Below are 12,397 nucleotides of genomic sequence, written 5' to 3'. Positions count from 1 at the left end.
CCACCCGACCGCCCCGGGCCCCGTCTCGGCGTCCTCGTCGGTGGAGGTCCGAGGGCCGGACTGGCTGGCCGAACGGCTCGCTGACCAGCGGGTCGTGACGCTCTCCGGCGACGTGGACGCCGAGACCGCCAACCGGACGATCGCCACCCTGGCGCTCCTCGACGCGTCCGGCGACGACCCGGTGCAGCTCCGGTTGTCCGGCGTCCGGGTGGACCTGGAGACGGCGCTGGCGCTGGTCGACGCGCTGGACCTGATGGGTGCTCCGGTGCACGTGACCGCGCTGGGCACCCTCGCCGGTGCGGCGGTCGCGCTCCTCGCGGTCGGCGACGTCCGGACGGTCGGCCCGCACACCACGCTGCAGCTCACCGGACCGCAGCCACCCCGTGGCGTCCGTGGCTGGGACGTCGAGGCGTGGGCGGCCGAGCACGCCCGGCAGGTCCGGCGGCTGGAGGAGCGCCTGGCCGATGCCTGCGGCCGCCCGATCGAGGAGGTCGCCGGCGACGTGCGCGCCGGCCGGCTGCTCACCGCCGACGAGGCGCGGGCGTACGGGCTGGCCGACGACACGGCCGCGCCGCGGCACGGTCGGGCCGGGTGAGCGACGGCGAGCTGCCGTACCGGTACGACGTCGAGGTGGTCGGTCTGCTCGCCTCGCCCGGGCACCGCTGGGACGGCCGGCCCGACCCGGCCCTCGCCGACGGTGCGGCGGACCGGCGCGACCGGCTGGAGGTGCGGGCCGGGTTCGGCATCGTGGGCGATCGCTACGCCGGTCGGCCCGCGCATCGGGACGCCTCGGTCACGGTGATCGCCGTGGAGGCCCTCGAGGCGCTGGCCGCTGAGCTGGGCAGCGGTCCGCTGGACCCGCTGGCCACCCGGCGCAACGTCGTCCTGCGCGGCGCCGAGGTCGAGGCGCTGCGCGGACAGCCCTTCAGCCTGGACGGCGTCCTGCTCGCCGGTGGTCGCCCGGCGAACCCCTGCGCGTGGCTGGACCTGGCGCTGCTGCCGGGCGCGCACCGCGGTCTGCGCGGCCGCGCAGGGATCCGCTGCGCAGCCCGCGGCGACGGCGTCTGGGTGCTCGGGCCGGCGGTGCTCCGCTCCGCCGTCCCGCTCGACCCGGCGCGGGCCGGGGAACCGGTCCGTCCCGCGCTCCGACGGCTCGGTCAGCCGTGAGGAGGGATCTGGGACGGGCCGGTGCGGGGCGTCAGCTGCGCAGCTCGAGTTCGGCCGCCACGACCACGGGCACACCGAGCGGCAGGGTGGCCGCGCCGATCGCCGTCCGCGCGTGCGCGCCCACCTCGCGGCCGAAGACGTCGTGCACGACGGCGGAGAACGCGTTGAGCACCGCCGTGGTGTGCCGGTAGCCCGGCTCGGCGAAGACGAAGCCACTGACAGTCACCCAGGCCGCGATCCGGTCCAGGTCCCCGACCGCCCGCTGCACGGTGCCGAGGACGGCGAGCGCAGCCAGCTGGGCCGACTCCTGGGCGATCTCCAGCGGCACCTCATCGGGCACGCGGCCGAAGGGCCCGGCGGGCCTGCCGTCAGGGAGCAACGGCCCGTGACCGGAGACGAGGACCCGCCGGCCCACCACCCGCACCCAGTCCGGCGGCAGCGTCCCCGTGGCCGGCGGGGGCACGGCGGGCTCCGCCGGCAGGGTGAGGCCGAGCTCGGCCAGCCGCTCCTCGATGCGCACGGTGAGATCCTGCACCGGGCGGCGGCTGCGGCGCCCACGTCAGCCGGACAGCGACGGGCCGTTGAGGTCGATGGCCCGGTCGTAGGCGACCTGCCGGGCGGCGCTGAACCGCTCGTGCCAGTCCGGTGCGCCGTCCGGGATCTCCTCGACGACCGACTCGCCGAGCACCCGGGTCTCCCCGGTGGGCAGCCGGGCGACCTTGCGGACGACGACCCGGGTCACGCCCCCGACGGCCTCATGGGCGTCCTCCCAGCGGGCGGCCGCCTCGGCAGCCGGCCACTGGCGGGCCGGCCGGCCGAGCCAGGTCTGCACCGCGACCACCGCCAGCGTCACCAGCAGGGCCAGGACGATCAGGTCGAGCAGGACCACGGCGGTGCCTCACTGTCCGGTGACGGTGAACCCGGTGCCCGGGGCGTAGGTGGTGAGCCCGTCGGGCAGGGCCTTGAGGACGTCGATCTGCGCGCACGTGGAGCAGGCGTCGTAGCCGCCCTGCCGGGCCGCGTCGGCCTGCGCGTCGATCTGCGCCCGCTGCAGCGCGGCCTGGGACTCGGTGACCCCGGCGAAGGCCGCCTGCGCCTGGTTGATCGCGTCCTGCACGTTCTGCGGCAGCTCGATCTTGCTGAGCACGAACCGCGGGTTGACCAGGATGTCCACCCCGAGGACGTCGTTGACGTCCTTGCTGAACGCCTCGTTCACCGCCGCCTGCACCTGGTTGATGGTCTGGTTGCCGTTGGCGTTGGGGTCGATGACCGCGACCGCCTGGGCGCTGGAGTTGGCCGCCAGCGAGCACGAGGCGACCAGGTCGGCGCACTCGACGTCGCCGATCTCCTGCCGGAGCACGTTCTGCACCAGGTTCCCCAGGGTGAAGTTGAGGAACGCGCTCCAGCCCTCGTCGCCGTCCCAGGCGTAGATCGCGCCGTCGGGGCCGGGGTAGGTCCGGGTGCCGTACTTGTCGTCGAAGGCGCTCATCACGCCCTCGTCGGTGAAGTTGACGTCGAAGTAGAAGGTGCCCTCCACGCCGACCAGCACGCCGTCCTTGGTGGGCACGTTGATGACCTCGTTGGAGTCGGCGTCCTCCTGCCCGCTGACCTTGAAGTTCCGCTGCGTCGAGGGGTAGGGGTGCTCGGCGGAGAACAGCCCGGTGGAGGTCAGCGAGGAGTTCGGCTGGATCACCTGGCGGATGCTGTTGTCGTCGAACGGGCCGCCGTTGCGCACGACGACCACGTGCCCGCCGTCGGCCTTGGTGAACCCGGAGGCGAAGGCGATGCCGGGGACCACCACGCCCAGCACGACGGCGAGGGCCAGGACCAGACTGAGCAGGACCCGCCGGCCGCGCGGGCGCTGTGCCGGGCGGACCGGCAGGTCGGCCGCACCCGTGGGGGACGGCTTGAGGGACTTCACGGGCACGGTCTCTCCTGCTGCTGGGCGCTGATGCGGCAGCGGAGCGTACGGCCGCCGGGTCCCGAGCGGTGGGATCTGCCCGCAGCCCGTTCCGGATCTCCCTCGGCAGGGCGGGGTGCGCGGCCACCCCCATCCGGGGGTGGCCCGGATCACACGTCGGCGCTGGGGATGGGCGGGTGCCCGGCGCGAGGGCAGCGGTACGGGGGAGACCGCCGCGCAGACCTGGTCGGGTCCGTCCGCTCAACCGTGCGGCCCAGGGGGCCGACCAGTCTGGAGGGTCGATGAAGACCAGAGCAGCTGTCCTGCGCGCCGTCGGGGAACCGTTCGAGATCACCGAGATCGAACTGGACGAGCCCAAGGCCGGTGAGGTGCTGATCCGCTTCGTCGCGGCCGGCCTCTGCCACTCCGACGAACACCTCCGGCACGGCGACATCGTGCCGCGGTTCCCGATCGTCGGCGGTCACGAGGGCGCGGGCATCATCGAGAAGGTCGGCCCGGGGGTCACCCGGCTCGAGCCCGGCGACCACGTCATCTGCTCCTTCCTCCCGGTCTGCGGGCACTGCCGGTGGTGTTCGACCGGGCGGTCCAACCTCTGCGACCAGGGCGCGACCATCCTCGACGGGATGCTCCCCGACGGGACCTACCGCTTCCACCACAACGGCGAGGACCTCGGCGGGATGTGCATGCTGGGCACCTTCTCCGAGCGCGCCGTCATCAGCGAGAACTCCGCGGTGAAGGTGGACGACGACCTGCCGCTGGACAAGGTCGTGCTGATCGGGTGCGGCGTGCCCACCGGCTGGGGCTCAGCGGTGCACGCGGCGGCCACCGAGCCGGGGGACACCATCGCCATCTACGGCATCGGCGGCATCGGGATCAACACCGTGCAGGGTGCGGCCCTGGCCGGCGCCCGGAACGTGGTGGCGATCGACCCGCTGCCCAACAAGCGGGAGGCCGCGGAGCAGCTCGGCGCCACGCACACCTGCGAGACGCCCGAGGAGGCGCAGGAGCTGATCCAGGAGCTCACCCGCGGGGTCGGCGCGGACAAGGCGATCATCACCGTGGGCGTCGTCGACGCGAAGGTCGTCAGCGACGCGGTGACCGCCATCCGCAAGGGCGGCACGGTCGTCATCACCGGCCTGGCCGACCCGACCAAGACCAACATCGAGCTCAACAGCGCCATGCTGACGCTGTTCGAGAAGACGGTGAAGGGCAGCCTGTTCGGCTCCGGCGACCCGTTCAACGACATCCCGAAGATGGTCGAGCTCTACCAGTCCGGCGACCTGAAGCTGGACGAGCTGATCACGACGTTCTACACGTTGGACGAGGTCAACCAGGGGTACGAGGACCTGGTCGCGGGCAAGAACATCCGCGGCGTGATCCGCTTCGACACCCCGCCGCTCGAGGGCGCTCCCGCCTGACCGACCCGACGGAGCCGTGCCCGGACCACCGGGCACGGCTCCGGACGGCGTCCGGGCGCGGGCGCACACTGGACGTCGGACCCGCGACCGGAAGGCTGCTGTGACCGCAGAGCACGCGCCACCGACCACCGTCATCGGCCTGCGCCGCGAGCGGGAGGTGCTCACCGTCGCGCTGCAGACCAACCGGCACGTCGTCCTCGAGGGCCCGCCGGGCACCGGCAAGTCGACGCTGCTGCGCTCCATCGCCGCCGACGTCGGGCAGGACGTCGTCTTCGTCGAGGGCAACGCCGAGCTGACGCCCGGCCGGCTGATCGGCCAGTACGACCCGGCCGCCGTCATGGCCGAGGGCTACGTCCCGAGCAGCTTCACCGACGGGCCGTTGCTGACCGCCATGCGCGGTTCTGGGCTGCTCTACCTCGAGGAGCTCAACCGGATCCCCGAGGAGACCCTCAACGTCCTGATCACGGTGCTCACCGAGAACGAGATCACCGTGCCCCGGCTCGGGCACGTGCGCGCCACGGCGGGCTTCCGGCTGATCGCGGCGATGAACCCCTTCGACGCCATCGGCACCGCCCGGGTGGGGCAGGCCATCGCCGACCGGATGTGCCGGGTCGTCCTCGGCTACCAGGACGCCGCGGCCGAGCGGGCGATCGTGGGTGCGGTCACCGGCGCCGACCCGTCACCGATCGGGCTGGCCGTCCGGCTGGTGCGCGCCACCCGCGACCACCGGGACCTGCGGATGGGCTCCTCCGTGCGCGGGGCGATCGACCTGGTGGTCCTGCTGGACGGCCTGCTCCGGATGCGCGGCGGCTACGGACTGTCGGCCGACGGCGCCCGCGAGACCGCCCGGGACGCCATGCACGCCGCGCTGTCCGGCCGGATCAAGGTCACCGAGGGGGTCGAGCGGAGCCCCGAGTCGGTCCTGGACGAGATCCTCGCCGACGTGTGGCCGGAGGACGGGCCACCGCCGGAGCCGGCCGAGCCGGGTGCCGACGCGGGCGCCGACGAGCAGGCCGCGGGCGGCTCGGGAAAAGGTGAGGGCCCGCCGTCCGAGACGGCGGGCCCCGACTCCGCGTCCGCCCTGCGCCGTGACCGAGCGGGCGGCGGCCAGCGCCGGCAGACCAGCCGGCGGGAGATGCAGCTGCGGCACGACGGCTTCGACGACGTCAGCCCGCAGGTCGGCCAGCTCGACGAGGACGCCTTCGCGGTCGTGATGGCCGAGGACCCCGACGCCGCGGCCGCGATGCTGGTCGACATGGCACTGGCCACCGACCGGGACTTGCGGGCGGCGGCGCGGCGGCTGGCCTGCCGGGTGTTCATCCAGGTCGGCCGGGTCGGCCGGGCCCGCAGCCGGGGCACCCGGCGGCTGGTCCACGACCGGCGGGCCGAGGGCGACCTGGACCTGGACCGCACGCTGGACCGCTGGACCGGCAGCTGGCCGCCGGCGAGCGAGGACCTGGTGACCCGCAGCTGGACCGGGCACCGCCGCGCGGTCTGCCTGCTCGTGGACAGCTCCGGCTCGATGAACGGGCTGGCCGTCGCGATCGCCGCGGTCGCGGCGGCGGGCGTCGCGCTGGCCGCCGACGAGAAGCTCGAGACCAGCGTGCTCACCTTCTCCGGTCAGGTGGAGGTGCTGCAGCGGCAGGGGCAGCACCGGGTCGTGGAGGACCTGGTCGGCCAGCTGGTCACCTTGCGCGGGCACGGGGTCACCGACCTGGCCGCGGCCCTGCGGGCCGCCCGGCGGGAGCTGCTGGCCACCGGCGCGGACGAACGGGTCGTCGTCCTGCTGTCGGACTGCCTGCACACCTCGGGGGACGCGCCGGAGAGCGCGCTCGCGGGCATCGACCGGCTTGAGGTGCTGTACCCGCTGCCCACGCCGGAGGTCGAGGAGGCCGCCCGGGCGCTGGCTGCCCGGGGCGGCGGGAGGGCGCTGCCGGTGCGGACCCTGACCGACATCGGCCCGGCGCTGAGCCGGCTCCTCGGCTGACCCGGGTCGCTCAGGGCAGCAGACCGAGGCGCCGGGCGCGCACCACGGCCTCGTGCCGGGTGTGCGCGTCGAGCTTGGTCATGGCGCTGCTGAGGTAGCTCTTCACCGTCTCCGGGCGCAGCGACAGCCGGCGGGCGGACTCGGCGTTGCTGCACCCGAGCGCCACCATCGCCAGGACGTCGGTCTCGCGCGGTGCCAGCCGCACCGACGGCTCCTCGGCCGGCGAGGTCCCGAGGGCGGCCAGCCGGGCGCAGACCACGTGCACGCGGTACCGCAGGACGTCGTCGGCGAGGTCCTGGGCGATCAGCCGCAGGTCGGAGTGGAGGGCACGCAGCTCCTCCACGTGTACCGGGTCCTCGACGTCCCGGGGTGGTGCGCCCGCCGGAGCCAGCAGCGGTCCTGTCATCGCCACCTCCGTGGTCGGGCCCCCGAATGCCCGTCCCGCGGCGACGACGCCGCGGGACGGGGTCCGCTCAGCGGCGGTCGGCGTCGGTGTAGACGACCATCCCGCGGATGTTCTTGCCGTCGCGCATGTCCTGGTAGCCCTTGTTGATGTCCTCCAGGGAGTAGCGGGTGGTGACCAGGTCGTCGAGCTTGAGCTGGCCCTCCTGGTAGAGCGAGAGCAGCGCGGGGATCGCCGCGCGCGGGCTCAGCCCACCGAAGATCGCGCCCTGCAGGTCCTTCTGCAGCAGGGTGAGCTCGAACAGGTTGAGCTTGACGTCCATGTGGGCGTAGTCCCCCATGCCGGTGACGACGGCGCGGCCGCCCTTCCCGGTCACGCTGAGCGCGGCCGCGATGTCCTCGCCCTGGATCTCGCCGACGGTGATGATCGTCTTCTCCGCCATCCGGCCCCAGGTCAGCTCGTTGATCGGGCCGGTGGCCTCCTCGATGCTGGCGAAGGTGTGCGTGGCACCCAGACCCATCGCCCACTCCCGCTTCTGGGCGACCGGCTCGATGACCATGACCCGCTTCGCGCCGGCCGCGGCCGCACCTTGGACAGCGTTCATGCCCACACCGCCGGCGCCCATGATCACGACGTTCTCCCCGGGACGGACGTCGGCGACCTTGGTCGCCGACCCCCAGCCGGTCGTGACACCGCAGCCGACGAGCGCGGCAACGTCGAGCGGGAAGTCCGGCTCGATCTTGACCACCGACGCCTGGTGCACGGTGATGTAGGGCGAGAACGTGCCCAGCAGGCACATCGGGACGACGTCCTTGCCCCGGGCCTGGACCCGGAAGCTGCCGTCGGAGATCGACTGCCCGGTCAGCAGGTTCGCGCCGAGGTCGCACAGGTTCTGCTGGCCGCGCGAGCACGGCGGGCACTGCCCACAGGCCGGGATGAAGGCGGTGACCACGTGGTCGCCCTCCTTCAGCCCGGTGACGCCCGGGCCGACCTTGGTGACGACACCGGCACCCTCGTGACCGCCGATGACCGGGAAGAAGGCCACGGGGGTGCCGCCGTTGACCACGTGCTCGTCGCTGTGGCAGAGGCCCGAGGCGGCCAGCTCGACCGTGACCTCCCCCTCGCGAGGGTCACCGACCTCGATCTCCTCGACCGACCATTCCTCGCCTTTGCCCCAGAGGATCGCGCCCTTGGTCTTCAACCTGTGTGTCCCTTCTCGTGCCCGCCGCGAGGTGCAGCGGGCACATGCCGGACGCCGCACCGGTGCGGCGTGTCGTGGGTCACAGCGTGCGGAGCAGCGGTGATGCCGTCAAGGCGACCGCCCCGTGGTGCAACGTCGCGCAACGATGGCCGCCACCTGCTCGCGGGCGCCGACTGGCGGGCCCGGCGGCGCGCTGCTTGGTTGGACACCGCCCGACGCCGTCCCGCTGGCAGGAGCTGCCGTGCCCTCCCTGACCTCCCTCGTCGGTGCCGCGACGGCCGGCTACGGGGCGGCCCTGGTCGCCGTGCCCACGATCCTGCTCCGGCCGTGCGGCCTGGCGGAGACCCCGGACACCCGCCTGCTCACCCGCTCGCTCGGCGTCCGGGACGTCGTCCTGGGCCTGGCGCTCGTCGCCGCCCCGGCCGGCCGGGCCCGCCGGCTCGCCACCGGCGCCCGGGTGGTCGCCGACGCCGGTGACGCCGCGGCCTTCGGGGCCGGGCTGGCCGGCCGGGGAGCGCGCGCCCCGCTGGTCGCCCTCGCTGCCGCGAGCTGGGGAGCGGTGACGTTGCTGGCCGACGTGCTCGACGAGCGCGCCGGCCGCTGACCGGCGGACGTCAGTCCGGCAGCGCGGCGTCCAGGGTCAGCAGCTGGTGCGCGACGACGCCGGTGCCCTGCAGGCCGGTCAGCTCGCCGGTGCCGGAGCCGACGACCACCCGCGCCCACTGGGTGGTCGGCACGCCCTCGCCCATCGAGGCGCCGTGCTCGAGCACGAAGCTCCCGGTGCGCCCGGCCAGCGTGCCGGTGATCCGCTCCTGCGCCACGTAGGAGGCGCCGCGCGGACCGTTCGTGGTGAGCGCGTGACCGGTGGCCGAGCCGGTGAGCTGCTCGCCGGTGTAGGTCTTGGCCAGCACCACCCGCGCGGTCGGCGGGGCGTCGGGGTCGGCCGGGTCGGGGTCGGCGACGCCGTCCCAGGTGTCGAGGGAGAACGGGGCGTCCAGGTGCAGGTCCACGGGGACAGGCTGCCCGATCGACCGCCGTCCTGTCGTGCACTTCCCCGACAGGCACACTCGGCCGCGTGACGGTGGTGGTCGTCGGCGCCGGGCCGGTCGGGGTGACCGCAGCACTGCTGCTGGCCTGCCGGGGCCTCGACGTCCTGGTGCTCGACCGGCACGCCGAGGCCCACCCGCTGCCGCGGGCGGTGCACCTGGACGACGAGTCGCTGCGGGTGCTGCAGGCGGCCGGCGTCGCCGACGCCTTCGCTGCGGTCAGCCGGCCGATGGCCGGGCTCCGCCTGCTGGACGGCGACGGCCGCACGCTGGCCGAGTTCCCCCGCGGGGCCGGCGAGCACGGCTGGCCGCAGGGCTCGATGTTCAGCCAGCCCGACCTGGAGCGGGTGCTGCGCGACGCGCTGGCCGCCGAACCGCGGGCCCGGCTGCGGGGCGGGGTGGAGGTGCTGCGCGTGGACGGTGCCGGACCGGTCCGTCTCACCGTCCGGGACCGGGACACCGGCGCCGAGGAGGAGCTGGTCGCCGACGCGGTGCTCGGCTGCGACGGGGCGAGGAGCACCGTGCGCCGGCAGGTCGGTGCCCGGATGCGGGACCTGGGCCCGGGGGAGCGGTGGCTGGTCGTCGACCTGGTGGCCGACGCGCCGCTGCCGGTCTGGCCCGGCGTGCAGCAGGTCTGCGACGCCGTCCGGCCGGCCACCTTCATGCCGGTCGCCGACGACCGGTACCGCGCCGAGTTCCGGCTGCACGAGGACGAGGCCGTCGCCGACCTGGACCTCGCCGGGCTGCTGGGCCGCTTCGGCGCCGCCGGCTGCACCGTCGTCCGGTCGGCCGAGTACCGCTACGCCGCGCAGGTCGCCGACCGGTGGCGGCAGGGCCGGGTGCTGCTCTGCGGGGACGCCGCGCACCTCACCCCGCCGTTCATCGGCCAGGGGCTGGGCCTGGGGCTGCGCGACGTGCACCAGCTGGCCTGGAAGCTCGCGGCCGTCCTCGCCGGTGCCGACGACGCGCTGCTGGACACCCACCAGGCCGAGCGCGCACCGCACGCCCGCGCGCTGGTCCGGCTGGCGGTGCTGCTGGGCCGGCTGATGACCGGCGGCGGCGAGCGCGCCGCCCTGGTGCGCCGCTCGGTGCTCAGCGGGGTGCGCCGGGTGCCGCGGGTGGCCGCCTTCGCCACGTCCAGCCGGACCCCGCCGCTGCGGCCCGGACCACTGGTCCGGCGGTCGCGCGTCGCCCCCCGTTCCCCGGTGGGCGCGTTGCTGCCGCAGCCGCCGGTCGCCGGGCCGCGGCGGCTGGACGACGTGCTCGGCCCGGACTGGGTCGTCCTCTCCGGCGGCGCACCGGTGCCGCCCGACTGGCCGGGTCGGGTGCTGCCGGTCGCCGACCTCGGGTCACCCGAGCTCACCCGCTGGCTGGGACGCCGGTCGGTGCTGGTGCGCCCGGACCGGATCGTCGCCGCCGCCGCCCGGCGCTAACGTGCGCAGTCGATGACTCTCGACGTCGCGGCAGTCCGCGCCTCCTTCCCCGCCCTGACCGCGGGCCACGCCCACTTCGACGGCCCCGGCGGCTCGCAGACCCCCGCCGTCGTGGCGCAGGCGGTCGCCGCGACGCTGACCGCGCCGATCGCCAACCGCGGGTCGGTGACCGAGGCCGAGCGCAACGCCGACGCCGTCGTCCGCGGCGCCCGGCAGGCGGTCGCCGACCTCACCGGCGGCGATCCTGGCGGCGTCGTCTTCGGGCGCAGCGCCACGGCGCTGACCTACGAGCTGTCCCGGGTGCTGTCGGCCGGCTGGGGGCCGGACGACGAGGTGGTGGTGACCCGGCTGGACCACGACGCGAACATCCGCCCCTGGGTGCAGGCGGCAGCCGCCCGCGGCGCCACCGTGCGGTGGGCCGACTTCGACCCCGCGACCGGCGAGCTCGACCCGGCGACCGTCGGCGCCCTGCTGTCCGGGCGGACCCGGCTGGTCGCCGTCACCGGCGCGTCCAACCTGATCGGCACCCGCCCCGACGTCCCTGCGATCACCGCGCTCGCGCACCGGGCCGGCGCGCTGACCTGGGTGGACGGCGTGCACCTCACCGCGCACGCGGCGGTGGACGTCGAGGCGCTCGGCGCGGACTTCTACGTCTGCTCCCCGTACAAGTTCCTCGGCCCGCACTGCGGCTGCCTGGTCGCCGCGCCCGCGCTGCTGCAGACGCTGCACCCGGACAAGCTGCTGCCCTCGACCGACGCGGTGCCGGAGCGGTTCGAGCTGGGCACCCTGCCCTACGAGCAGCTCGCCGGCACCACGGCCGCCATCGACTTCCTCGCCGGTCTGGCCGGCCCTGAGGGGGAGCGGCGCACCCGGCTGACGGCGTCGATGGCTGCGCTGGAGGAGCACGAGGACCGGCTGCGCGAGCGGATCGAGGAGGGCGTGCGCGGGCTCCCGGGCGTGACGCTGTGGTCGCGCGCCGCCTCCCGGACGCCGACGCTGCTGCTCACCTTCGCCGGCCGCGACGCCGCCGACGCCTACCGGTTCCTCGCGGAGCGCCGGGTGAACGCCCCCGCCGGGTCGTTCTACGCGCTGGAGGCCTCGCGGCACCTGGGCCTCGGCGACACCGGCGGCCTGCGGGTCGGGCTCGCGCCCTACAACGACGACGCCGACGTCGACCGGCTGCTCACCGGCCTGCGGGAGTTCCTCGGCGGCTGAGCTGGGTGCGCCGGGCGTGGCGACGGCTGGCCGGGACATCTCGGAGCGGGCCGTGCCGTCCTCGTGGACATCGCCGCGGTACTGGGGTCGGTGCCGGTGGGCTGGTTCGCGGGTGATGCGCCTGGATCTCCAGAACTGTCGTACCCCGTACGTATGTTCGACTCGTGGCAGGACATCCGGGCGGTCTCGTGGTCGACGTGGTGTGGGCACCGCGTACGGCCCCGCCGCGGCTGCCGGTCTCGTGGCTGTCGGCTGAGGAGAAGGCGGTGGAGCTGCAGCGGGTGCAGGCCCGCCGCGCGGTCGACACTGCCTACGAGGCCGAGCTGATCATGGGCCTGGCCGGCCAGCGTCCGGCCGCCGACGACCCGCAGCCCGGTACGCCGGGCGCTCGCCGGCCGGGGTGGGCGGTCGATGAGGGCTGTGACGGGGCCAGTGAGTTCTTCACCGCGGAGCTGTCGGCGGTGCTCAACCTGGGCCGTAACACCGCTGCTGCCCGGTACGGGCGCGCCCGCACGTGGTTGAGGAAGCTGCCGGCCACCTTCGCCGCGCTGCAGGCCGGTGAGCTGGACGAGCGGCGGGCCACCGCGCTGGCCGACGTGCTGCAGC

The 12,397-nt window shown here is 74.9% G+C and carries 13 protein-coding genes and 1 pseudogene; 8 read left to right on the top strand and 6 right to left on the bottom strand.

Going from position 1 to position 12,397, the window contains the following annotated elements; genetic code table 11:
* Together FHL79_RS23790 and FHL79_RS23785 are read left to right on the top strand one after the other, a co-directional pair.
* Positions 1-595: ATP-dependent Clp protease proteolytic subunit (locus FHL79_RS23790; RefSeq protein WP_218938591.1), on the top strand; the 595-nt coding region annotated here is incomplete at its 5' end.
* Complete coding sequence (locus tag FHL79_RS23785) at positions 592-1,167, top strand: MOSC domain-containing protein (protein WP_171058324.1); 576 nt, start codon at positions 592-594, stop codon at positions 1,165-1,167. The genes FHL79_RS23790 and FHL79_RS23785, both read left to right, overlap by 4 nt.
* A gap of 31 nt (positions 1,168-1,198) precedes the next feature.
* On the opposite strand, the gene FHL79_RS23780 is transcribed toward FHL79_RS23785, so the two are convergent.
* The 3 genes from FHL79_RS23780 to FHL79_RS23770 are packed head-to-tail and all read right to left on the bottom strand — an operon-like array spanning position 1,199 to position 3,094.
* Positions 1,199-1,687 carry a RidA family protein gene (locus FHL79_RS23780; RefSeq protein WP_138761031.1) on the bottom strand — a complete coding sequence of 163 codons (489 nt, stop codon included), beginning with the start codon at positions 1,685-1,687 and terminating at the stop codon, positions 1,199-1,201.
* 39 nt (positions 1,688-1,726) lie between these two features.
* Complete coding sequence (locus FHL79_RS23775; protein WP_138761030.1) at positions 1,727-2,056, bottom strand: hypothetical protein; 330 nt, start codon at positions 2,054-2,056, stop codon at positions 1,727-1,729.
* Between the two features lie 9 nt (positions 2,057-2,065).
* Entirely contained in the window at positions 2,066-3,094 is a 1,029-nt protein-coding gene (locus tag FHL79_RS23770; RefSeq protein WP_171058323.1) for an SPFH domain-containing protein, read from the bottom strand.
* A 275-nt stretch (positions 3,095-3,369) separates the two neighbouring features.
* On the opposite strand from FHL79_RS23770, the gene FHL79_RS23765 reads away from it, so the two are divergent.
* Both FHL79_RS23765 and FHL79_RS23760 read left to right on the top strand, forming a co-directional pair.
* Positions 3,370-4,506, top strand: a complete 1,137-nt coding sequence (locus FHL79_RS23765) for an NDMA-dependent alcohol dehydrogenase (protein ID WP_138761028.1) — start codon at positions 3,370-3,372, stop codon at positions 4,504-4,506.
* Between the two features lie 100 nt (positions 4,507-4,606).
* Positions 4,607-6,493, top strand: a complete 1,887-nt coding sequence (locus FHL79_RS23760; RefSeq protein ID WP_138761027.1) for an AAA family ATPase — start codon at positions 4,607-4,609, stop codon at positions 6,491-6,493.
* Between the two features lie 10 nt (positions 6,494-6,503).
* Here the strand turns inward: FHL79_RS23760 and FHL79_RS23755 are convergent, their stop codons facing one another.
* Both FHL79_RS23755 and FHL79_RS23750 read right to left on the bottom strand, forming a co-directional pair.
* Positions 6,504-6,899, bottom strand: a complete 396-nt coding sequence (locus tag FHL79_RS23755; protein ID WP_138761026.1) for a response regulator transcription factor — start codon at positions 6,897-6,899, stop codon at positions 6,504-6,506.
* A gap of 67 nt (positions 6,900-6,966) precedes the next feature.
* Positions 6,967-8,097: an NDMA-dependent alcohol dehydrogenase gene (locus FHL79_RS23750; RefSeq protein WP_138761025.1), complete on the bottom strand. Its 1,131-nt coding sequence runs from the start codon at positions 8,095-8,097 to the stop codon at positions 6,967-6,969.
* 241 nt (positions 8,098-8,338) lie between these two features.
* On the opposite strand from FHL79_RS23750, the gene FHL79_RS23745 reads away from it, so the two are divergent.
* Entirely contained in the window at positions 8,339-8,701 is a 363-nt protein-coding gene (locus tag FHL79_RS23745; protein ID WP_138761024.1) for a hypothetical protein, read from the top strand.
* 10 nt (positions 8,702-8,711) lie between these two features.
* Here FHL79_RS23745 and FHL79_RS23740 read toward each other — a convergent pair whose 3' ends face one another.
* Positions 8,712-9,107 carry a DUF3224 domain-containing protein gene (locus tag FHL79_RS23740; RefSeq protein WP_171058322.1) on the bottom strand — a complete coding sequence of 132 codons (396 nt, stop codon included), beginning with the start codon at positions 9,105-9,107 and terminating at the stop codon, positions 8,712-8,714.
* Positions 9,108-9,172: 65 nt separating this feature from the next.
* Between FHL79_RS23740 and FHL79_RS23735 the strand changes: the two genes are divergently transcribed.
* The 3 genes and pseudogenes from FHL79_RS23735 to FHL79_RS23725 form a co-directional block, all read left to right on the top strand.
* Complete coding sequence (locus FHL79_RS23735) at positions 9,173-10,576, top strand: bifunctional 3-(3-hydroxy-phenyl)propionate/3-hydroxycinnamic acid hydroxylase (RefSeq protein WP_138761022.1); 1,404 nt, start codon at positions 9,173-9,175, stop codon at positions 10,574-10,576.
* Positions 10,577-10,588: 12 nt separating this feature from the next.
* On the top strand, positions 10,589-11,791 hold the full coding sequence (locus FHL79_RS23730) for a cysteine desulfurase-like protein (RefSeq protein WP_138761021.1): 1,203 nt from the start codon (positions 10,589-10,591) through the stop codon (positions 11,789-11,791).
* 164 nt (positions 11,792-11,955) lie between these two features.
* A pseudogene (locus FHL79_RS23725) lies at positions 11,956-12,397 on the top strand (HNH endonuclease); the annotation flags it as partial.

The organism is Modestobacter altitudinis (assembly GCF_005930475.1).
GTDB lineage: Bacteria > Actinomycetota > Actinomycetes > Mycobacteriales > Geodermatophilaceae > Modestobacter > Modestobacter altitudinis.
The sequence above is the reverse complement of the archived record's forward strand: the minus strand, read 5'-3'. Positions and strand labels throughout refer to the sequence as shown.

Coding starts and splice junctions, on each gene's coding strand:
- FHL79_RS23765 (WP_138761028.1), top strand. CDS start 3,370: ATGAAGACCAGAGCAGCTGTCCTGCGCGCCGTCGGGGAACCGTTCGAG.
- FHL79_RS23755 (WP_138761026.1), bottom strand. CDS start 6,899: ATGACAGGACCGCTGCTGGCTCCGGCGGGCGCACCACCCCGGGACGTC.
- FHL79_RS23730 (WP_138761021.1), top strand. CDS start 10,589: ATGACTCTCGACGTCGCGGCAGTCCGCGCCTCCTTCCCCGCCCTGACC.